The sequence below is a fragment of the uncultured Ruegeria sp. genome (genome assembly GCF_947497005.1).
In the GTDB taxonomy this organism is placed as follows: domain Bacteria; phylum Pseudomonadota; class Alphaproteobacteria; order Rhodobacterales; family Rhodobacteraceae; genus Ruegeria.
This window is the reverse complement of sequence record NZ_CANMFF010000012.1, coordinates 51,353-73,359: the sequence shown is the minus strand read 5'-3', so window position 1 is coordinate 73,359 and position 22,007 is coordinate 51,353. Positions and strand designations below refer to the sequence as shown.

The following is a 22,007-nucleotide window of genomic DNA, read 5'->3' as shown; positions in this document are numbered from 1 at the left end:
CGGGCCTCAGATCATGTGGTGGACAAGGTCATAAAGCGACGGCTTGTCCCCCGGGCTGCAATCGAAACGTTTCTGCGCGACACCGTCTTTCAGAACGATGATCGTGTGGCTGAGGCCAATGGCTTCTTCCAGCGTATCCGCGACCAGTATGATGCCGACGCCATCGTTCGACATTTCGCGCACCATGTCGTAGACATCTTCCTTGGCCCCGATATCCAGACCGCGCGTCGGGTGGTCCAGCAGGATGATATCGGACCCGGCAGACCGCCATTTCGCCAGCACAACCTTTTGCTGGTTGCCGCCTGAAAGCCCGCCGCAATCCTTGTAGACATCCGGTGTCTTGATCGCCAAACGGTCGATCCACTGTCTGGCAAGCGTCTTTTCCTCGCCAATTCGCAGAACGCCGGACCTGGCGTAGTTTCCCATCTGGCTGAGCGTCATGTTCTCATAGACATTCATGCCCGCAACAATACCCTCGACCTTGCGTTCACGCGGGATGTAGCCAACACCACGAGACACGCCGGACTGGGCCGTGAATTTGGAAATGGCATCCCCTTTGAGTACAACACTGCCCTCGGACGGTGTTTCCAGCCCGAAAATCGTGCGCAGAATGGCCTCGCGCCCCGAACCTTCGGTGCCAACCAGGCACAAAACCTCACCCGGGTGCAGGTCAAGCGAGATGTCCGAATAGCTGCCATTGACTGAGACATTCTTGAGTGACACCAGCGGCTTCGCCTCGGCCTGATAGGCCTTTTGCTTCTGTTCGCGGTAATATTCCTTGTCGACGTCGCGACCCACCATCTTGTGCTGGATTGCATCCACCTTGGCGTCGCTTTGGGCGACGACGTCTACAACCTCACCATCTTTCATCACGTAGATGCGGTCGGACAGGTCCAGAACCTCATCCATACGGTGGCTGACAAAGATGAACGACGCACGGTTGGTGAGTTCGCGCACCAGGCTGAACAACAGCTCAACCTCTTCCTTAGCCAGCACGCTGGTCGGCTCGTCCAGCAGAATGACCAGGTCGCCATCAATCCGCTCTTCCAGCGTCAGAACCTTGGCCAATTCGACCAGTTGCCGCTGCGCAAAGGACAGTTTCGAGGTGATCATGCCCGGATCGATATCCAGTTTGACCTTGGCCAGCTGCTTGCGCGCGGCATCGGCCATGGCTTTCCAGTTGATGACGCCATAGCTGACAAACTGCTGCTCGAAACCCAGAAAGATATTCTCCATCACGGTCAGGTTGGTAATCAGGGATTGTTCCTGAAACACCATACCGATGCCGTGATCCATCGCCTGACGCGGGTTCTGGAAGCGGACCTTGGTGCCGTCGATGGTGATGTCACCGCCATCAGCCTGATAGGCGCCATAGATGACCTTCATCAGGGTGGATTTGCCAGCGCCGTTTTCACCGACCAGCCCGACGATTTCGCCGCGCCCGATCTTGAAGTTGACGGATTTCAGCGCGTGAACGCCGGGGAATTTCTTGTCGACATTAGTTAGTTCATACATTTGCCCGCCCCTATTTCACGAAGGTTACGGATTTACGGTCGGTCGACAGAACCACCGCAGCAATGACCAGAACGCCCAGAACACCGTCTTGCACGTAGCCCGGCAGTCCAATCACAACCATACCGTTGTTGATGACGTTCACTATCAAGACGCCGATCAAAGTGTTCCATACACCACCGATCCCGCCCCACAGAGCCGTACCGCCCACGACGACCGAGGTGATCGAGACAAACATGAAGTTCGAACCGGTCGCGGTTTCTGCGATCCCGATCCGCCCAACGGCCAGCAGCGCACCGACCGCATAGAATACACCCGCAAGCGCAAAACCCATGATCCGCACACGGTTCACATTCAGACCCGAGGCATGAGCCAGTTCTTCACCGCCGCCCACGGCATAGAAGTTGCGCCCCAGTGTGGTGCGCGACTGGATGAACCAAGCGATCAGCAGGAACAGCAGCGCCACGTAACACATGATCGGAAAGCCGAACCAGCGCTCGGTCAGCAATGCGCGGAACAGGTCGTCTTCGACCCGGATCCGATCCCCGCCAGTCAGCAGCAATGCAAAACCGGTGCCGACAAAGCCCATGGCCAAAGAGGCCATGAAAGATGGAATCTTGAGAATGACATGGACAAGTCCGTTTACCAGTCCAATTGCGGCACCGACAAGCAATGCAAGCGGTAGGGCCAGCCATGCCCAGGATGCCAATGTGCCCCCAAGCCAGATAAAGGCAAAGGCAAACGCAACCGCGCAGACGGAAACAGTGCCCTCCATCGACAGGTCAATCGACCCCATGATGATGATGAAAGTTACGCCGATGGCGACCATCAGTGCCGGCGTGGACGAGATGCCGATCCGCGCAAAGTTGCGCAGCGAAAAGAAACGCGGCTCCATCACGGTAAAAGACAGAACGAGGATCAAAAGGACGATCAAGGGCGCCCATTTGATCAGAACATCCCGTGTCAGCACATTGCTCACGTGCTTCCTCCCACTGAGTGAATTATTCAGGTCGTCTGCCGGTAAGGTCAGACTTCGATTGACGGACCGGGGCATAGCCCGGTCCGCTGGGGACTTTATTTGTACTGAATCTGGCCGTTGGTCGGGCCCCAGAAATCCTTCCAGTCATAGGCTGGAACGCTGTCCAGATACTCGGCCTTGAACGCCTGCGCGTCTTCCGGACGGATCATGATGGTCGGGCCATAGAACTCACGGCTCGAATGCGGTTCGTCTGACGGCTTGAAGTGACCGGTGGCCGCGTAGTAGGCCAGCGCCGCAGTGATACCACCACCCCAGTGCGGGTTGGTGAAGACGGTGGCGAGGATCTTGCCCTCGGCGACCAGTTCGACCGCCTGCGGGTTGCCGTCATAGGATACGATCGGCATATCCTCGATACCTTCGGCCCGCAGAGCCTCCAGAACACCGTAAGCGATGGTATCGTTGGCACAGTGTACGCCTTTGATCTCATCACCGTACCGGGTCAGGAACGCGCTCATGACCTGATTGGCTTTCTGGGTGTCCCAGTCTGCAGGTTCGGCTGCCAGAAGTTCGACATCCGGGTAATCGTTCAAGGCGGTCTTCAGGCCGGCCAGACGCTCAATTGCAGGGTTGTTCGAGGCGATACCACCCAGATGCACAACACCACCGCTGCCGCCCATGGCGTCCAGCAGGATGCGCGCAGTCTGCTCGGCCGGACCTTCATCGGACCAGGTCATGTGGCTGACATAGTGATCGCCAAAGTCCCACGGATGCAGATCGTCAGTCTTGTTCCAGATAGTCGAAACATACCCGCCGGCTTCTGCAACGGCCTCGACAACCGGGCGGGCGTTCGGCGCGTCATTGGTGTCGATGGCCAGCGCCAGTTCGCCATTGGTCTTTGCCAGCAGCGCCTTGACGTCCGCCAGCGATTTTTCGGACGAGCCTTCGTTGATCAGGTGCGTCAGGAAATCCTTCGGCTTGCCGAGGCTTTCCACAAACGCCTCACCGCCCGAAACAATTTCGTTCCAGTACGGGTTGGTTCGATTGCGGTACGACCAAGCAACTGTCGGGTCAGTGATCGCCGCGCGCGCCATGCCGCCCAGCATGCTCGATGCAGCAGCACCACCGACACCATAAGCTGACGCCAGCAGGAAGTTGCGACGGGTGATCGTCTCCTGCTCGATGAACTTCTTGATAAATGACATATTGTCCTCCCATTACGTTCAGCATGCGGGTCCAAGTGAATGGACTGTGCCCCTCCCCTGGTGCGAATCCAGCTTTGCCATTTCCGCACACCGCGAATGCACTAACTAGTTACTTCTTTACGGAAGCGCCTGTCAAGTGTTAAGAACAGGGAACTTATGCTATAGGCGCGACCGATTGCCCTAACGGGAATCGTCGGCACAACCGGGAATAGCCATTTGGGCAGTTTCGTGAATAGTTCAGACCTGACAGCTGACGATTGAACCGAGGACTAAGCAGTGACCGAAATTACCAAGAGCAAAAAAAAGCGAGATGCCGAGGCGACCAAAGCAAGAATCCTTCAGGCCGCGAAGAAGGAATTCGCCAAGCATGGGCTGGGTGGCGCACGCGTAGATGAAATCGCCGAACGCGCAAATGCCAACAAGCGGATGTTGTACCATTATTTCGGTAGCAAAGAAGATCTGTTTCGCACCGTTCTGGAAGCGGCCTATCTGGATATCCGTAGCGCCGAGCGCAAGCTGAACCTGGAAAGCTTGTCCCCGACAGATGCGATGGAATCCCTGGTCCGGTTTACCTGGAAATACTACCTCAAGAACCCTGAGTTCATTACACTGGTGAACAGCGAAAACCTGCATCGGGCGCGTCACATCAAATCTCTGCCAAACCTGCCCGAAACCATGCACGGTCTTGTGGGTATGGTCGAAGACATTTTGAAACGCGGTCAGGAAAGTGGTGAGTTTCGTGAAGGTATCGATGCCACACAGCTCAACATCACCATCGCGGCAATAGGCTACTACTATTTGACCAACCGATTCACCGGCTCATACCTGTTCGGGAAGAACCTGATGACTGAACAAGCCCTCGAGGAACGGCTGGATTTCAATGTGGACAGCATTCTCAGAATTGTTAAAGCTGAGCAAAACGCTTCAAAATGATTCAGAGAGTGAAACTCGGATTCACCGATATCCGATACCACCCCTTCAATCTTTAGACGAATTTCCATATGACGGCCAATTTGAGACGATTACTTGACTCACCCGGCGTATGACCTTCTATGTTTTGTAACCTTACGGTTACAATGATGCCAACAGGGAGGAAGGCATGAACAAGATAATCAAAACGCTGACGCTTACGACAGCGGCGATAGCGCTGTCCGTCACGGCGGCTCAGGCTGAAGATGTCGAGGTTCTGCATTGGTGGACTTCGGGCGGTGAAGCTGCCGCGCTTAATGTTCTGAAACAAGATCTCGAAGGCCAGGGCGTTGGCTGGCAGGACATGCCTGTTGCCGGTGGTGGCGGGACCGAGGCCATGACCGTGCTGCGCGCGCGGGTCACTGCAGGCGATCCACCCACTGCAGTCCAGGCATTGGGATTCGACATTCTGGACTGGGGCAATCAGGGCGCGCTGGCCAATCTCAACGAGCTTGCTGCCAAGGAAGGCTGGGATGAGGTCGTCCCCGAGGCGCTGCAGTTCTTTGCAAAGGTTGACGGCAAATGGATCTCTGCCCCGGTGAATGTACATTCGACCAACTGGGTCTGGGCCAACAAGTCGGTTCTGGATGCCAATGGCATCGCGGTCCCTGAGACATGGGAGGATTTCGTCGCCGCTGTCGAGACTCTCAAGGCGGCAGGCATCACGCCCATCGCACATGGCGGCCAGGCCTGGCAAGACGCCACTGTGTTTGACGCAGTTGCGATGTCTGCAGGTGGTCCCGATTTCTACAAAGCCGCCTTCATCGACCTTGACGAAGAGGCGCTGGGATCGGACACCATGAAAGAAGCGTTCGACCGGATGGCCTTTATCCGCGACAACGTAGATGACAATTTCTCAGGCCGCGACTGGAACCTTGCGACGGCGATGGTCATCAACGGTGAAGCCGGTTTTCAGATGATGGGGGACTGGGCCAAGGGTGAATTCCTCAACGCAGGAAAAACACCGGGCGAGGATTTCCTCTGCTTCCGCTTCCCCGGCACGCAGGATCAGGTGACGTTCAACGCTGACCAGTTCATGATGTTCGATCAGGGAGGTTCGGTTTCGACAGAACAGGCCGCACTGGCCAGCGCGATCCTGTCGCCCTCGTTCCAGATTGCCTTCAACAAGGTGAAAGGTTCAGTGCCTGCACGGACGGACGTTGACGGCAGTGAACTGGACGCATGTGGCCAGCAGGGAATGAAAGACCTGGCGGCTGCGGCCTCATCGGGCAACCTGTTCGGTTCGATGGCGCATGGTCATGCCGCTCCGGCTTCGGTCAAGAACGCTGTTTATGACGTGGTCACCGCCCATTTCAATGGCGAATATGACAGTGAAACTGCTGTAACAGAACTCGTCGACGCGGTGTCGATCGCCAAGTGATCTGACGTGAAGGGCGGCTTTGGCGCCCTTCACAACCACTCAAATCGCTCTCACCGTCATCTGGAGGGACGTCATGGCTTCGGCTGCCGAGACGGATTTCAAAACCCGTCTGCAACACTGGATTCCGAAACTCGTCCTGTCACCGTCACTGGTCATGGTGTTGGTGTTTGTTTACGGGTTCATCCTGTTCACCGTCTTTGTATCGTTTACCGACAGCCGCATCCTGCCATTCGTCGACAAGGATGGGCAGCGCACATTCGACCTGATCGGGCTGTCGAACTACGAAAAACTGTTCAGGCTGTCCCATTGGGAAATTGCACTGACCAATATGGCGGTCTTCGCCGGTCTCTACATCGTGGTGTGCACGATCATCGGCCTGACGCTTGCCATTCTGCTAGATCAGAAAATCCGCGGCGAGGGCTTTCTTCGCCCGCTCTACTTGTACCCGATGGCGCTGAGCTTTATCGTGACGGGCACCGCATGGAAGTGGTTTCTGGATCCCGGCATCGGCCTTGAAAACATCGTGCAAACCTGGGGCTTGACCAGTTTCGAGTTCGACTGGATCAAAGACCGTGATTTTGCGATCTACACCGTCGTTCTGGCGGCGGTCTGGCAAACGTCCGGCTTTGTCATGGCGATGTTTCTGGCGGGCCTGCGCGGCATCGACAACGAAATCCTCAAGGCGGCGCAGATGGACGGCGCGTCCAACTGGAACCTCTATCGTCGCATTATCATCCCGCAGCTCAGACCCGCATTCCTGTCAGCTTTCGTGATCCTTGCGCATCTGGCGATCAAGACTTTCGACCTTGTAATCGCAATGACCGGAGGCGGACCCGGTCGGGCAACCGAATTGCCCGCAACCTTCATGTATTCCTACACGTTCAGCCGCAACCAGATGGGGATCGGCGCATCCTCGGCCGTGATCATGCTCATGACCATTGCCGCCATCATGATCCCGTATCTCTATGCAGAGCTGAAGGAGAAGAAGTGATGGCGATTGCAAGCTCTGACACCGCCATCCGCACGGGTCGCTTCACCCGCACCCTGATCTACGTCGTGCTGATCCTGTTCGTCCTGTTCTACATGCTGCCGCTATATGTGATGCTTGTGAACTCGGTCAAACCGCTGGGAGAAATCACCGGCGGAGGCATGATGTCCCTGCCCACTGCCTTCACTCTGGAACCCTGGGCCAAAGCATGGTCCACCGCACAAATCGGCGTCGAACCCACGGGTCTACAGCCGTATTTCTGGAACTCCATTTCCATGGTGGTGCCCGCTGTGGTCATCTCGACAACTCTGGGTGCACTCAATGGCTATATCCTGACCAAATGGCGGTTCCGGGGCGATACGATCCTGTTCGGGCTGATGCTATTCTCGTGCTTCATTCCGTTCCAGATCGTTCTGATCCCGATGGCAGCCATTCTGGGCAAGCTGGGCCTTTCGGGCAGCACTGCGGGGTTGGTGCTGGTTCACGTGGTTTACGGCGTCGGATTCTCGACCCTGTATTTCCGCAACTACTATGCCGCATTTCCAACCGAACTGGTCCGTGCGGCACAAATCGACGGGGCCGGGTTCTTTCAGATTTTCTGGCGTATCCTGCTGCCATCGTCGGGTCCGATCATCGTGGTCTGCGTGATCTGGCAATTCACCAACATCTGGAACGACTTCCTGTTCGGTGCCTCCTTCGCCTCAGGTGACGGAGCCCCCATGACAGTCGCTCTGAACAATCTCGTGCAAAGCTCAACCGGGGTGAAGGAATACAACGTCCACTTCGCCGGAGCGATCCTTGCCGCCATGCCAACCCTGCTCGTCTATATCGTCGCCGGACGTTACTTCGTCCGCGGCTTGATGGCCGGCTCTGTTAAGGGGTAACCGATGGGTTTTCTCGATATCAATAACGTCACCAAATCATATGGCACAGTCGAGGTGCTGCACAGGGTTAACATCGCGGTTGAAGAGGGCGAGTTTCTGGTGCTCGTCGGGCCATCGGGCTGCGGCAAGTCCACATTGCTGAACATGATCGCGGGACTGGAAGAAATCACATCCGGTGATATCCGGATCAAGGATTCGGTGATGAACGGGGTGCATCCTTCGAACCGGAACATTGCCATGGTGTTCCAGTCTTATGCGCTCTACCCCAACATGACAGTGGGCCAGAACATCACTTTTGGGCTTGAGATGCACGGCGTACCGAAACCCGAGCGTGAAAAAGCCATGGCCGACGTTGCAAGACTGCTGCAGATCGAACAGCTTCTGGACCGTAAACCGGGCCAGCTGTCCGGTGGCCAGCGCCAGCGCGTCGCCATGGGGCGTGCCCTTGTCCGCAACCCGGATGTGTTCCTGTTCGACGAACCCCTTTCGAATCTCGACGCGAAACTGCGCGTCGACATGCGCACCGAGATCAAGAAACTACATCAAAAACTCGGGACAACTATCGTCTACGTCACCCATGACCAAATCGAGGCGATGACACTGTCGACCCGGATTGCCGTTATGAATGGTGGATATGTTCAACAACTCGGCACACCGAAAGAAATTTATGACACGCCCGCCAACCTGTTTGTGGCAACATTCATGGGCTCTCCGTCGATGAACCTGATCAATGTTACTGTACAGGTCGACGGAAATTCGGTCTATGCGAAGACTCAAAATGACCAGGGTAAAGACCTTCGCCTTGCTCTCTATGAGCCTTCGGAGGCGTTGAAAGCCTTTGACGGCAAAGACGTGATACTGGGCGTGCGGTCCGAGGCGCTGACGGATGTCGAAGGTGCCGACCAGCGATCATCCCATGTGGAGGTCATCCGAAACACGGTAACCGTAACCGAGCCTGCCGGCTCAGACACTTTCGTAGCGACAACCGTCGGAGGTGCCGAATGCGTGGCTCGGATGCGAGCCGACACAGATGTCTCACCGGGTCAACAGGCCGAATTCGCCTTCAACATGGAAAAGGCCGTCGTGTTCGACCCTGAAACAGAAAATCGGATTCAGTAGAAGACCTTCCTCACGAAGATACCGTTACGTGCACTTGGACTAAGGGAGCATTTTCGACGAGACAGGCTTCGTTGCGGAGCATGTCGCTTACGGCGATGATGGCAGATGCGCGGGCTGCGCGACTACGTCGTTTTTGCCGTTTGTGCCCTGCAATATGAACTGTCACTGAACGACTACCGACTGGCGTCGGTAGGATCGGCGATGTGGTTTTCGAGGTATTGCAGCACGATGTCTTCGGTAATGGCTCCGTTGGTGGTTGAGAAATACCCCCTGCCCCAGAACCGGCGACCCCAATAGCGCCTGCGCAGCGCGGGAAATTCCCGTTGTACCTTGTGAGACGAACGCCCCTTCATCTTGCGCACCAGATCCGAGATGGCGATCTTCGGCGGCACCGACACGAACACGTGGACGTGGTCGCTCGACAACACCCCGCGCAAGATGTCGACTTCGTTCTCGTGGCCAACCTGACGGATGATGGCGCGCACCCGCAGGCGCACCCCCCGAGAATTGCCGAGTTTCCACCAATTCGGAACCTGATCCAGCGCTCTAGAGATTGCTGTGCGAAGGGCTGAGCAATCGAGGCAACTGTAGACTTGTTCGGTACGAGTACGATTGCGAGCTTGATCCATGTTCGCCAAATCGTGAAGGACTATTTGTACAGCTAACTGCAGAATCCTGCCGGGCTCGGCGTCGCTCCGGTCTGTGCCTTCAACGCTATACAGGATGAGTGCAGAGCAGAACTCAGCGGCAAACGTGAGGCACCATCAATTGGTGATAAAAAAATTCGGCAAAAGTGTAATAATCTGTGGCACGGCGATCATGACACCTATCAATACAATCAACATGAAAAAGAACGGCAACGTCGCCCAGAATACTCTGTCGATCGGCAGCTTTGAAACCATCGCCACGCCATAAAGCGCCACGCCGACCGGCGGGGTGATCAGCCCGATCACGCAGACGATGCAAAACAGAACACCCAGATGCAGCGGGTCAATTTCATACGCGGTCACCAATGGCATGATCGCGGGCACGAGCATCAGGATAACCGGCGTGGCATCCATGAAGAACCCGAGGATCAGCACCAGAACCAGGATCAGGATCATCACCATGATTTTGCTGTCGACCAGAGTGGTCATGCTGTTGGCCAGCATCATCGGCACCTGCTCGCGGGCGATCACCCAGGCATCAAGACCGGAAACGGAGACGACAAGCATCAATGCGCCAACGGCCGTGGCGGTGCCGACGACCGCTCCGTAGAACGCCCTGAAGCTGATCATCCTGTAGATGATCCCCAGCAGGATTACGTAGACCACAGCCGTCACCGAGGCCTCGGTAGGGGTCAGGATACCTGAGAAAATTCCGCCAATGATGATGACAGGGGTCAGCAAAACCAAAATGGCGCGCCAAAAGGTCTGCATGACCAGCCGAATCGAGAACGGGTCGCCTTTTGGGTATCCGCGCTTCCAACTGATGATCGAGACCAGCGCCATCATCGAGATACCCATCAAAAGCCCCGGACCGATACCGCCGATGAACATCTTGCCGATCGATACATTCGCCGTTGCCCCATAGATGATCATTATGATCGATGGCGGAATGACCGGCGACAGAGTGGCCGATCCAAGCGTGACGGCCGCGGCGAAACTGGGATCGTAACCGCGCGCGCGCATGGCCTTGACGGTGATCGTACCCACGCCCACGGCATCTGCGGCGGCAGAGCCGGACATCGCCGAAAATATCATCGAGGCAACGACCGACACATAGCCCAGCCCACCCCTGATCCAGCCAATGACCGCCTGGGCGAAGTCAAAGATACGCTCGGTTGCGCCGTAAAGGTTCATCAGGCGGCCCGCCAGCAAAAACATCGGCACGGCCAGCAGGATGGATTCGTTTACCGTTCCCAACATCCTCTGAGGGGCCAGCGCAAAGGGCACGCCTTTAAAGTGAAGATACCCCAATGCGGGCAAACCGAGCGCAACGAAAATCGGGGCCCGCATGAGCAGCAGTGCAAAAACCGCTAAAAGAACGAAGGTAATCATCGAACAGCCCTATTCCACAAACGCATCACCCTGTGGGTCGCCGACATGCTGCCGGCGAAAGAGGAAGCCAACTGCATGAATTGCCATAAGAAACATGCCCACCGGAAGCGCCATGGTTTGCATGGATTTCGAGACCTGAAGCACCGGCATGATTTGCGCGGCACCCTTGATCGACGCCTGAGTTCCAATCCAGATCAGCATCATGATAAATACGAGCGTGGCCAGATCGACGATGTACCCCACCACGCTACGCGCGGTCCGGGGCAAAGCGTTGTAAACAGCATCGACAAGAAAATGCTGTGACAAGCGCATGGCGCGCGCCGCACCAACAAACACCAGCCACGCAAACAGCAGACGCGCAATTTCCTCGGTGAAGTCCAGGGGCTGATTCAGAAAAAACCTGAACAATACCTGCATGGTCAGGATGACGACCAAAGCGCATAGCACTACGAACAGGATGACACCTTCGAGCATAAACGCGAAGTCATCGACAGTTTTGACCATTTTGCGCATGAATGGCTCCTTTGGTCGGGGCCGCTTGGGGAGAGAAGCGGCCCCGGAGTTCTGGTGCTTTATTTCGCATTCATAATGCGTTGCACCAATTCCTCTCCGTATTGCGCAGCGTATTCATCCACGACTGGCTTTACGGCTTCGATAAAGGCTGCGCGATCAGGCTCGATGACTGTGACGCCGTTCTCCTTCAGCCAAGCAAGATCGGATGTAAAGTTCGTCCGGAACAACTCTCGTTGCAATTCAGTCACCTTGGCAAAGGCGGCGTCGAATTCGGCGCGCTGTTCAGGTGTCAGCGCCGCAAGCGCGTCCTTGTTCGCGATGACCGGCTTGTACAGGAAGAAATGTCCCGTCAGCGAATAATATGGTGCCTGCTCGAAGAACTTTACGTTTCGATAGCCTGAACTGTCGTTCTCGGCGCCGTCGATCGCGCCGGTTGCCAGACCCGTGTAGACCTCGCCATAGGGCATCGGCGTTGCCTTTGCACCAAGGGCGTTGAACGTATCGATGTAAACCGGGCTGCCAATGACGCGGACTTTGAGGTCTTTCAGGTCGTCGAGCGACTCGACTGGTTCTTCGCGGGTAAAGACATGCCGCATACCCGCCGACCACCAACCAAGAATCTCTACATTCGCCTCCGCTTCGATCCTGGCCTCAATCTCAGCCCCGATCTCGCCATCAGTAACAGCCCAGGGATGTGTGTCGGCATCGCGGAACAGAAACGGAATGTCGTAGACCCCCGCACTAGGTGCAAACGCGGACAGATTGGCGTTGGCCGCCGTTGTCATACTGAGTGCCCCGAACTGCACTTGCTCGATGGCGTCCTTCTCACCGCCGATCTGACCTTGTGGAAAGGTGGTCATGGTGATGCCGGTTGTTCCCTCGTTCAGCAACTTTTCCAGTTCCGCGAACGCAACGTTTGAGGGCTCTCCGGGCGGGTTCACATGCGCCGCGGTCAGTTCGGTCGCTTGTGCGCCGCACAAAGACGCGACAATCGCAAGCGCTGAAAAGACACCAAGTCTGGCATTCCTGTTCATAGGTTCTCCTCCTTTGAAACCCTGGTTGAAGTCTCGGAAATTCCTGCCGTGCCTCCGTCAGTCGGCAGAAGCCTGAGAAATTCCATCATTGCTTCCGACTGGCCGTTCAGCGTGGCATACCCCGGCACGGTCTTGCATCCTGCAGCGCGCGCTGCCTTGAGAAGCGAGGTTTCGGCAGGCTCCATGACCAACTCCGCCACCACTTGACGGGGCTCCAGCAAATCGGCGTCAAACGGTATCTCGCCCTTGCCGTGCATTCCGACAGGTGAGGCATTGATGACGATATCTGCAGTCGGCAGGCTTTCCGCGCCTGCTGCGAATGTTGTGCGGATCCCCGACCCGGACAAACGCGAGACCAGAGCCGCAACCTTATGCTCGTCGATGTCAGAAATCCGAACATCAGCGGCACCAGCCCGCGCAATCGCATAGGCAACAGCGGCACCTGCCCCTCCGCCTCCGAAAATCTGAACACTCCGATCAGTGGGGTCCACGCCTGCCGCCTGCAGCCCGCGTACGAACCCCTCCCCATCCAGAATGTCCGCGATCCAACGCCCATCCGGGTCAACCCGGACAACATTTATCGCTCCGACAGCTTTGGCCGCCGTTGAGACCTCATCAACAAGCTCAAGAAATGTGGGCTTGTGTGGAATTGTAACAACGAAACCGGCCAGATTGCGCAGTTGGCGAAGCCCTTCCAAGGTGACCCCGAGATCAGCGGGGTGAATGTCCGCCGGTACAAATACGGTATTGCTCCCGGCTTGCGCCGCCCTGAGGCTCATCAATGCCGGAGATTTGGTTTGAGACGTGGGGTGCCCGATCACAAGAACGAGACGTGTTTCACCCGAAACAGATATGCTGGTCTGTTCGATGTCCATCAGAATTGGTCCATCGAGAGGCTGCATTTCCCCGCGGGCAAACCAAACCCTGCTTTGGACACAGGATCGTTGCAGCCCCCCCGGCCCGATGTGTCACTAGCATTAGGTAGCATGGCATTCCCCCTTGCTTACACGTGTAAGCAAGGTTGCGTGATTCGGTCAACCGCGGTATTAACCAATCAGTTACTTTTTTTACTTGTCGAACCTCGAACCACCAGGGCAGGCTCCAGTTTGCTGACGGGTAACTCCTGTTGCCAATTCGCAATCTGGCTCAGCAGAAGCCTTCCTGTCTCGACACCGATTTTTCGGTGCCGCACGTCCACAGTTGTCAGCGGCGGATCGCAAACCCGCCCAAAGGTGAGATTGTCAAATCCGGCCAGTCCGATTTCAATTCCGGGGATACGGCCGGCATCGCGAACCGCGCGCAGACATCCAAACGCAACCAGATCGTTGTGGCCAATCACCGCATCTAAATGTGGGCCCTCTTCGAGCAGGCGACGCATTTCCACAAATCCGAATTCTTCCGAAACCGGGCCTGTGCAAACGGCTGCGGGCTTCGTCCCGATTTTTTTCAACGCGCCCTCAACACCTTCCAGCCTATACTGGAACGTGCTTGTTCCCCGATAGCCACCGATCACGGCAATCCTGCGGTACCCCTCGGCCAGCAGGTGCTCTGCCAAAAGCGCTCCGGCAGCTTTGTCATCCAGTGAGACCAGCGGAAGCGAGGATCCGGCAACGCCTCTCACATAGAAGACTGTTGGAATCTGGCGTTTGGTCGGGATGTCAAAATCCTGGGCAGTGGAACCTTTGCTGGGGTTGACAATAAGGCCCGCCACACCAGTGCCGACAAGCTCGCTCAGCAGTTTGGCTTGCCGGGTCTTGTCGTCATAGGATTGCCCGAGAATAGTCGAATACCCGGCAGTCGACAGAAATGACTCGAGATCCGAGATGACGTTTCCATAAAATGGATTGGAAATGTCCGTAACCAGGACACCGACAAGCCGGGATTTCCCCGTCTTCAGCGCAACAGCGCCCTGATCACGCACATAACCGCTCTCGGCCAGTTGCTTTTCGACACGGCGGCGCGTTTCCTTCGAGACCCGGCCTTTTCCGTTAATGACATTCGACACGGTGGCACGCGAAAGGCCAAGCAACTCGGCAATCTTCTTGGTATTTGGGACGTGTGACTGCACGAAGCCTTTCCTGAGACCAAACCTGTTCGACTTTGCAAACGAAAGACCTAAACGTCCAGGCGGCTTTCGTCAAATATCGTGCGCCGCGTGCGGCACCGGGAACCGATAGGATCAGCCAAGACCATTCCTGTCCAAACCTGCCAACACTCTACGTCTGATCAGGCAACAGATGGTCCGGTGAATTCTGATAACAAACCGGCCTGAGGAACCGCCGGATCGACAATGTTCCGACGCTTGTTGCCCCAAAATTCGTCGAAGCGGGATATGGTCCGCCGTGAACCATGCTGCCCGTGACCTTAACACCAATTGGGAAGCCATTGAACAGAAACCTCCCGGCCATGCGTTCGAGGATCGGCAGCAATCTGGCCGCGGCAACTAAGTCCGCGCCATCCATATGGATTGTCGCGGTCAGTTGCCCCATCATTGCACGCGCCAGATCATCGAAGTCACTGACGCTTTGGGTCACTACAACAACTCCTAAAAGCCCAAAAACCCCATGAGCCAAAGCGGGATTGACAGCAAAGGTTTCAACAGTCACTCGATATAGGAAGGCGCTGGCAGTGCGATGCTCCGCGATGCCCTCATATCCGGTTTCCACACCCTCTACGGATGCGATACGGTCGCGCCCTTCGTAAAAGTCGTCCGCAATGCCACCAGACAGCATCGTTTGCGTTGAAGCATCCGCGAGCGCAGCCGCCGCTTCTGCAGAAAATACTTTGGCCGCTGATCCCTCTGGCAGGAAAACAAGCCCTGGATTGGTGCAGAATTGCCCTGCTCCCATGGTCAGCGAAGCCGCCCAGCCGCGCGCGATATCCGCACCACGAGCGTCAACGCCTCGGGCAGCAGGAACATCGGGTTTACCGACCCCAACTCACCAAAGAGTGGGTTCGGTTCTTCGCGAGCCGCACACAGATCGAACAAAGCGCGTCCACCGCGCTGGGATCCGGTAAAGCCCACGGCCTTGATGAACGGGCTTTGGACCAAGGCACCGCCCATGGCAATACCGCCGTCATGGACAACACCTTCAGATCCTAACGCCGATCATTCTGGATTGGCCCGAACGCAGGTTTGCAGCGGCCGCATTTCGAACGAAACTAAGACCATCTGCCGCCTTCAGGACTAAATATCTGGTCTTGCCGGAAACACGGCCTTGCCAGCCATCACGTAAGATGCTGTTGTAACGGACACGCCTGACCTGGCGACAACATCCTTCTAGCCAAAATACCTTCACAGGCAGATAGCTGGCCAGTGCGTCGCAAGTCGGAATGTTTACAGGGAAAATCCGCAGCCGAATTCAAGCGATGTGAGCAGCACAAGAGCGGGACGCCTTCAGACCGTTACCAGGCGGGCAACCAGGCCATTGTGGGCAGGAATTGTGTCCACGTTGATGATGGCAACAGCAAGCGGCAAGAAACGCCAGAAACCTTCAGCTTGGACTATCTGCATCGCTTTTCGCTGTCCCTCATTCTTGCCTCAACGCAACGCGAAGCCGGTGCGCCGTGTCGCTTAGCAAACCATGTTCATCAAGTTCACGAGCGTCGCTCGATGAAAGTGCAATTACCCCAAGTCTCAAGGACCCGAATTCGCGCTCTACAATGTCCTGCAGTATAAGGAATTCCATCTTGCTGTCACGATCTTGGGCTTCGAAGGTGTTTCCCCCAAACACGCCGCTTGTTGAGACAACGTATTGCCCACCAGCTGACAGCGAACGGAAGCTCAAACCTCTACTTGCCGAATAAGCGATAGCCTGCAATTTTCGGTCGGTCAGAACACCCAAGAAAGACGTCCTGCGAGACTGGATTCTCAAATAGCGCACAGTGGCGGCAGCGAACGGGCTGACATCTCCAAAACCCCAAGCCGAAAACCCAATGCGCCAGCCCAAATCACTGAGTGTGATGTCCCCACTTGGCGCTCGGTTCGTGATCCGGAGCTGTTCCAACGTTTCAAATTGCCGGTATGCGGTACTCCTTGGAAGTTTGGCCCGAATGGACACCTGGTTAACACTCGAACCCTTTGCCGCGCTCGCACCATCTAACAGATCGGAAAACCTGGCGACCGCCCGATCATAACTGTTCTGGATTTGGTGGGGGAGCTGGCGATCACTCATCTTTCATTTTCTCACGACAAGAGCGCATCGTCAGGTAGGTCCCACCTCGTGTGATCTTCAGCCCAGATGTCCGCCTTAACGTTTTTTGTCTCATATCCCTTTGTCAGGATGACAGGCGTAGGAGCTTCAATGCGCCGCGTGGTCGATTCACCTCGAAGCAAAGCGATTGCTGTATCAATTGCCTTGGCTCCCATCGAAGATGGATAGTCGATCGCACACAGAGGAATCCGGTTTTTCAAGGCAGCTCGATAGATACCGTTGACGTCGCCGCCAGTATGGGGAGGAATTGGTACGCGGGCGGTCAAAAAGGCGTCGATTGACCCCAGCCCCTGGAGGCCGCTATCCGACCAGACTCCATCCGGAATCTGATCAGATCTAGACAGAAGTTCTTCAATAGAGGAACGCCCTCCTTCTCTCGTCCATGTCGTATAGCGGTGAGCAGTGATGGCCACATTGGGCAGTTCTTCAAACACGGACAATGCAGCTTTCAGCCTGCGTTCTGTTGGGCTTGCACCACGCAGGCCAGACAAAAGCCATACGTTCCCTTCGCCCTTCAGATGTTCGGAAAGCCAAATAGCACTGAGCCGCCCAATCAGATCATCTGACGCGGTAACAAAAACGGTGTAGCAATCATCGCGTACAGGCCTGCGGTCCAATGCGACGACAGGCAAGCCACGTTTCATGCATCGACGCAAACTGGACGTCAACTTGTGATTAGTTTGTGGCGATGCACTGATGACCAGAGCGTCGATGCCGAGAGAAACCAACTCTTCAAGTTGGCTCGCCTGCTGTTCGGCATCGTCTTCGGCATTCCTGACAATGATGTCCGAAATCCACGGCGAGAGGCGAGCGTGTTTTTCCGTCACACTGCGTTCCAATGCCACGCGCCAAGGGTTTGACCGCGACGCATTGGCGAACCCAATCTTCCATGGTGGCGAGGAGCCGATGGGCGGCAAGGAAACAAGGTCGAAGAGTTGAGGGTGCATTTTCAACCCTTCAGGCGCAGCGATCGTGGTCAGGGGACCGGCGCGCAAAGTTGCGCGATCCTCAACGCGGTCAATTGGCGCGAAAGGCAGATCTCGGCTCGCTGATCCAAGACGGTAGCCGCCCTCCACCTTTTCCAAGTAGCCTCTGTTCGTGAGCGCTGCCAAAAGCGCAAAGCCTGTAGATCGAGCAACTCCACTGCGGGTCAGAATATCCATTGGCTGCAACGGCCGATTTTTGTGATCAAAAGCGGATAGGATAGCGACAATGCGTTCAATGTTGGGTGAATGTGTCAAAGGCCAGCTCCGTGATAGCCAACACTAGGCCCGATTGATGGGCGGTACAAACACGGAGCTGCGATTTCAGTCTTCGACGGATACCATTTTTCGTACGACGAGTGGCGTCGCCTGAGCGGCCTCCATGCGCGGTGCCCATTCGCTGAACCAGTCCATTGCAAGATGCTGATCCAAGGCTTCGGCAGAAGACCACACTTCGATGATGGTCATTCGCGATGGATTGTCTGCCTCACGCCACAATTCGTATTGTTCGCACCCAGCTTCCTTACGGGAACGGGTCATGAATTCTTCGCGGAACATCTCCACAAACGTGTCCGCTTCATCTGGCGTTACATCCAGTTCAACAAGTAGTCTCGCTTTTCCCATTAGTCTGCCAGCTCCCAGAAACGTTCGTATTCAGCTTTCAGGGGGTGCAGGTCCTTACGGCTTTCCATGTAGTAACCAACCCATTCAGCAAGGCGGCGACCCGCGCGACGACAGACTTCCTTGGCGGGATCGGCACGAGGTTCCCCCGCGACGACAGCACCGTAATGGAGACTCTCTTTCTTGGCGACGTAGTCAGTGATGCCAAAGACGAAATAGCCCATGTTCATCATCATGATGCTCATCGCCATACATGCCAGCTCGCCGCCCCCACCAAGGCTACCGGCCGAGGTGAAGGGTACGGCGAATTTGCCGTCGGTCTTGAACCAGATATCGGGTGTGCGTTCGTCCCACCATTGCTTCATTTTCCATGAAACGCCACCAAGATGAGTTGGACAACCTATCGCGATGCCGTCGGCCCAGAACACGTCTTCGGTTTCAGCTTCATCGACATGTTTGACGCGGATCTCCATGCCGGAGACTTGTTCGATTCCCTCCTTGACAAAAGGTACGGCGGTTGACGTGAACTTACGGTCGCTTTCGCTGTCGTAGATAATCAGGATTTTAGCCATTTGGTCCTCCCATTGGTTGCAACTTCAGAAGGAGCGTTTTTAGATCATCCATTCAATCCCAATAAACTGTCAGACTTCCCATATTTTGGACTCGCGAGAATATTCACATGAATACGTAAGATGCTGACAAAAAAGGGCATTGCCAACTTGTATGCGCGTTCTGAACTGGTTGCCGCTCACGCATGAAGATACTGCCCACAATGCCGCGCCTGAAGGGCTTTCGTTTTCCGCGCGAGATCATCGCTTATGCCGTCTGGGTCTACCATCGCTTTGCGCTTAGCACCGCGGATGTTGAAGATCTACTCGCGGAACGCGGTGTGACGGTCAGCCGGGAAACGATCCGGCAATGGGTCAACCGCTTTGGCGGCCATTTCGCGAATTGCATCAGGCGTGACCGGCCAGCCGCGGCCGACAAATGGCATTTGGACGAAGTGGTCATCCCGATCAACGGTCGGAAATACTGGCTCTGGCGGGCCGTGGATGCGAACGGAGATACTCTTGATATCCTCGTCCAACCACGGCGGAGTGCTAAGGCAGCCCGGCGCTTTCTGAAGCGGCTGATTTCGCAATTCGGCGAACCCCGTGTTGTGATCACGGATAAGTTGCGAAGCTATTTCAAGCCGATCCGCGATCTCGCGCCAATTGCGGATCACCGAGCACACAAAGGGTTGAACTATCGGACGAAGGATCACACAGACTCACTCGAAAGCGAGAAAAGCTCATGGGAAGCTTCAAGTCGCCAAAGCAAGCGCAAAGGTTCCTTGCCGCACACGACCAGATCAACACCGTCTATCGACCCCGCCGCTATCAACTCTCCACCGTCTCATACCGTCACGCCAGAACCGAGACTTTCGGCCTCTGGGACGGTTACGCTCTCGAAATGACCGCCTGACAGACGCAGGTCAGACCGCCGTCAGCCGCGTGCAAACAAGTTGGCAATGCCCTTTAATCCCTCGTCGCTAGCCGGACAGCAGTCAATCCTTTCCACAACCGGCGTGATGGCATGACCAACATCATGTCGTCGTAGGGTGTAGTCACTGCCCGGTCGCCGTCATAGCCGATCAGCGTTCCGGCCCGCTGAATGATCTCGCCACCCGAAAAAGCCTCGGCAAAGGTGAACCCTGTCTCGGACTGAATGGTCACCGCCTCTTCGACCGTGAAATATTGTTGTTCATCGGAGGGCAATGCAAATTGGTCGACTAGGTCGAGGTCAATTGTCCCCAAGGCAGCGAGGAAACGGATCGAGGATTCCCGGGCAAGGATTCCGGCACCAGCAGACCAGTGCTGCCCACATTCAATAAGCAATGCGGTTTTTTCTGAAGCCGGGTCATCAAATCCGCCATAGTCGCGCATCCTACGGCCATTGGCATGCCCAAAATCGCCCACGACGCGTTCCGGAACACCTACTTGCGCGGCTAACGCCTTTGCCTTTTGGTGCTTACCGGTCATCATCAAAGGCGGCGAATAGTGCTGCATCGTGTGGATGTCGAGCAAATAATCGATGTCTTTCAGCGCCGGGCGCACCTCGCGTGCGCGCCGAAGCTCAATACTGTCGCGTTCGCCCTCCAGCACGCTACTGTCCCAGACACGGTTCATGTCCTCGTCCACCCACCGACTGGCATTGGGATCATTGGGGTCGAAGGCATTGTAGGCTTCGATATTCATGAAGGCCAAGGTAAGTGAGCCCGCAATGGGGCGAATGTCGCTATTGAGTATCCATTCCAGCGCGATGGCGCCACTGGGTTCATTGCCGTGAATGATCGCCGAAATCATTGTATTGGGGCCGGATACGTTGCTGTCGAAACGCCAAACGTAGGGGATGCCAGTATTGCCAGCCTCAAAGGCAGAAATGTCCGGAGGAGTCAACTCGACGGGATATTCATTTGGTGAACTGGGGGTCGGCATGGCGGTTCTCTCACATATGTCAAATTGAAGTGGAATAGGGATCAGGCGGAGTCGTCAGCTTGACGTAGCGCATGAACTGACGGGCAATTTCCGACGGGGTTCGCCCGGCAGGCATGACGAAGCTCGATTCATAGACGATATCGGCGTCGAAAGGGCGCACGCAGATGCCCGGAAACACACCGGTCAATAGCGGAAACGGATTCAACAATGTCACTCCCAGACCGGCCTTCGCAAGTTGCAGCGCAGCAAGGCTGGTGGAGGTCTCTGCTACCGGATAGGTGGTCACCCCAGATCTTGCGAGAATGCGGTCTGTCAGCGGGCGTGTTCCAAGACGGTGCGACAGTGTAATGGTTCTTTCCCCGTCCAAATCCTCAGGACTAACCGTGTTCAGCGCGGCAAGTCGATGGCCTTCCGGCATCGCACAGATGATCTGAGAGCGTCGCCAAGATACCAGTTGGACGCCTGCGTGGTGGATCATGCCAGTGGTGATGCCCAAATCGTAGCGCCGATCGAGAATGCCAAGCACAAGGACATCGGTGCTCTGGACGTCTAAGTGAATCTGTTTTGACGGGTTTTTTTGGAGAAACCCCGCGAGTCTGGAGGTTACAAAATTATGCGCCAGTGTAGGTGGGACCACTAGCTTGAGCGGCTGATCCGCCGGATCGGCCCAGACGGATCCGTCGATTTGCGCCAGCGTCTTGAAGATAGGGTCGAGCATCCCATCAAGCGTAAGTGCCTCCTCGGTCGGTTCAATTCGTCCAGAAGTCCTGACAAAAAGCGAGCGTCCGACGCGCGCCTCAAGTTGCGACAAGCATCGACTGACAGCTGATTGCGAAATACCCAATCGCTGCGCGGCACCAATTGTAGTGCCGGTGGTCACGAACGCACGTAACGATTCAAGTTCCTTCAATCTATGCAGTTGCTTGCCCATGCCGCGCAGTCTCCCTGTGTTTTGCGATCATCACCATCCACCCAATGCGAATTGCTTTATGCATTTTTGCATAGCTTCTTCTGTTGTTAATGAAAAAGCTACTGCCTAGCATCTCAAATTGAACGAGAGACTACTCATGACGACCGAGAATATCGGAAACC

General features: G+C 55.9%; 22 protein-coding genes and 1 pseudogene. 6 read left to right on the top strand and 17 right to left on the bottom strand.

Annotated features, from left to right (window positions below):
- Positions 1-6: 6 nt before the first annotated feature.
- The 3 genes from Q0816_RS16990 to Q0816_RS16980 all read right to left on the bottom strand — a co-directional run bounded on the left by Q0816_RS16990 (position 7) and on the right by Q0816_RS16980 (position 3,693).
- Positions 7-1,515 carry a sugar ABC transporter ATP-binding protein gene (locus Q0816_RS16990; protein ID WP_298852764.1) on the bottom strand — a complete coding sequence of 503 codons (1,509 nt, stop codon included), beginning with the start codon at positions 1,513-1,515 and terminating at the stop codon, positions 7-9.
- Between the two features lie 10 nt (positions 1,516-1,525).
- Positions 1,526-2,491: an ABC transporter permease gene (locus Q0816_RS16985; protein ID WP_298852762.1), complete on the bottom strand. Its 966-nt coding sequence runs from the start codon at positions 2,489-2,491 to the stop codon at positions 1,526-1,528.
- A gap of 95 nt (positions 2,492-2,586) precedes the next feature.
- Positions 2,587-3,693 carry a sugar ABC transporter substrate-binding protein gene (locus Q0816_RS16980; RefSeq protein ID WP_298852761.1) on the bottom strand — a complete coding sequence of 369 codons (1,107 nt, stop codon included), beginning with the start codon at positions 3,691-3,693 and terminating at the stop codon, positions 2,587-2,589.
- Positions 3,694-3,969: 276 nt separating this feature from the next.
- On the opposite strand from Q0816_RS16980, the gene Q0816_RS16975 reads away from it, so the two are divergent.
- From Q0816_RS16975 to Q0816_RS16955, 5 genes are all read left to right on the top strand, one after another.
- Positions 3,970-4,626 carry a TetR/AcrR family transcriptional regulator gene (locus tag Q0816_RS16975; protein WP_298852759.1) on the top strand — a complete coding sequence of 219 codons (657 nt, stop codon included), beginning with the start codon at positions 3,970-3,972 and terminating at the stop codon, positions 4,624-4,626.
- Positions 4,627-4,792: 166 nt separating this feature from the next.
- Positions 4,793-6,043: an ABC transporter substrate-binding protein gene (locus Q0816_RS16970; protein ID WP_298852757.1), complete on the top strand. Its 1,251-nt coding sequence runs from the start codon at positions 4,793-4,795 to the stop codon at positions 6,041-6,043.
- A 73-nt stretch (positions 6,044-6,116) separates the two neighbouring features.
- On the top strand, positions 6,117-7,034 hold the full coding sequence (locus Q0816_RS16965) for a carbohydrate ABC transporter permease (protein ID WP_298852755.1): 918 nt from the start codon (positions 6,117-6,119) through the stop codon (positions 7,032-7,034).
- Positions 7,034-7,915, top strand: coding sequence for a carbohydrate ABC transporter permease (locus tag Q0816_RS16960; RefSeq protein ID WP_298852752.1), 882 nt, complete (start codon positions 7,034-7,036; stop codon positions 7,913-7,915). The genes Q0816_RS16965 and Q0816_RS16960 overlap by 1 nt, the downstream gene beginning before the upstream one ends.
- Before the next feature lie 3 nt (positions 7,916-7,918).
- On the top strand, positions 7,919-9,034 hold the full coding sequence (locus Q0816_RS16955; RefSeq protein ID WP_298852750.1) for an ABC transporter ATP-binding protein: 1,116 nt from the start codon (positions 7,919-7,921) through the stop codon (positions 9,032-9,034).
- Between the two features lie 173 nt (positions 9,035-9,207).
- Here Q0816_RS16955 and tnpA read toward each other — a convergent pair whose 3' ends face one another.
- The 12 genes from tnpA to Q0816_RS16900 all read right to left on the bottom strand — a co-directional run bounded on the left by tnpA (position 9,208) and on the right by Q0816_RS16900 (position 19,010).
- Positions 9,208-9,663 (bottom strand): IS200/IS605 family transposase, encoded by a 456-nt coding sequence (gene tnpA, locus Q0816_RS16950; RefSeq protein ID WP_298852747.1) that lies wholly within the window; start codon positions 9,661-9,663, stop codon positions 9,208-9,210.
- Positions 9,664-9,798: 135 nt separating this feature from the next.
- Entirely contained in the window at positions 9,799-11,073 is a 1,275-nt protein-coding gene (locus Q0816_RS16945) for a TRAP transporter large permease (RefSeq protein ID WP_298852745.1), read from the bottom strand.
- Between the two features lie 9 nt (positions 11,074-11,082).
- Positions 11,083-11,586, bottom strand: coding sequence for a TRAP transporter small permease (locus Q0816_RS16940; RefSeq protein ID WP_298852743.1), 504 nt, complete (start codon positions 11,584-11,586; stop codon positions 11,083-11,085).
- 59 nt (positions 11,587-11,645) lie between these two features.
- Positions 11,646-12,620, bottom strand: coding sequence for a TRAP transporter substrate-binding protein (locus tag Q0816_RS16935; protein WP_298852741.1), 975 nt, complete (start codon positions 12,618-12,620; stop codon positions 11,646-11,648).
- Entirely contained in the window at positions 12,617-13,495 is an 879-nt protein-coding gene (locus Q0816_RS16930; RefSeq protein ID WP_298852739.1) for a shikimate dehydrogenase, read from the bottom strand. Before Q0816_RS16930 ends, Q0816_RS16935 begins: the two co-directional genes overlap by 4 nt.
- A gap of 179 nt (positions 13,496-13,674) precedes the next feature.
- Complete coding sequence (locus Q0816_RS16925; RefSeq protein WP_298852737.1) at positions 13,675-14,688, bottom strand: LacI family DNA-binding transcriptional regulator; 1,014 nt, start codon at positions 14,686-14,688, stop codon at positions 13,675-13,677.
- A 148-nt stretch (positions 14,689-14,836) separates the two neighbouring features.
- Entirely contained in the window at positions 14,837-15,469 is a 633-nt protein-coding gene (locus tag Q0816_RS16920; protein WP_367180519.1) for a hypothetical protein, read from the bottom strand.
- Positions 15,470-15,471: 2 nt separating this feature from the next.
- Positions 15,472-15,684, bottom strand: a complete 213-nt coding sequence (locus Q0816_RS26090) for a hypothetical protein (protein ID WP_367180518.1) — start codon at positions 15,682-15,684, stop codon at positions 15,472-15,474.
- Positions 15,685-16,150: 466 nt separating this feature from the next.
- The gene (locus tag Q0816_RS16915; protein WP_298852735.1) at positions 16,151-16,795 is read right to left on the bottom strand and encodes a hypothetical protein; all 645 of its coding nucleotides are present in this window, start codon (positions 16,793-16,795) and stop codon (positions 16,151-16,153) included.
- A gap of 11 nt (positions 16,796-16,806) precedes the next feature.
- Entirely contained in the window at positions 16,807-18,075 is a 1,269-nt protein-coding gene (locus Q0816_RS16910; RefSeq protein WP_367180517.1) for a substrate-binding domain-containing protein, read from the bottom strand.
- A gap of 66 nt (positions 18,076-18,141) precedes the next feature.
- Positions 18,142-18,441 (bottom strand): putative quinol monooxygenase, encoded by a 300-nt coding sequence (locus Q0816_RS16905; protein WP_298852733.1) that lies wholly within the window; start codon positions 18,439-18,441, stop codon positions 18,142-18,144.
- The gene (locus Q0816_RS16900) at positions 18,441-19,010 is read right to left on the bottom strand and encodes a flavodoxin family protein (RefSeq protein WP_298852728.1); all 570 of its coding nucleotides are present in this window, start codon (positions 19,008-19,010) and stop codon (positions 18,441-18,443) included. Before Q0816_RS16900 ends, Q0816_RS16905 begins: the two co-directional genes overlap by 1 nt.
- A 182-nt stretch (positions 19,011-19,192) precedes the next feature.
- Between Q0816_RS16900 and Q0816_RS16895 the strand changes: the two are divergent.
- A pseudogene (locus tag Q0816_RS16895) lies at positions 19,193-19,902 on the top strand (IS6 family transposase).
- 53 nt (positions 19,903-19,955) lie between these two features.
- Here the strand turns inward: Q0816_RS16895 and Q0816_RS16890 are convergent.
- Together Q0816_RS16890 and Q0816_RS16885 are read right to left on the bottom strand one after the other, a co-directional pair.
- Positions 19,956-20,915, bottom strand: a complete 960-nt coding sequence (locus Q0816_RS16890; protein WP_298852727.1) for a succinylglutamate desuccinylase/aspartoacylase family protein — start codon at positions 20,913-20,915, stop codon at positions 19,956-19,958.
- A 19-nt stretch (positions 20,916-20,934) separates the two neighbouring features.
- The gene (locus tag Q0816_RS16885) at positions 20,935-21,846 is read right to left on the bottom strand and encodes a LysR family transcriptional regulator (protein WP_298852724.1); all 912 of its coding nucleotides are present in this window, start codon (positions 21,844-21,846) and stop codon (positions 20,935-20,937) included.
- Between the last annotated feature and the right edge of the window lie 161 nt (positions 21,847-22,007).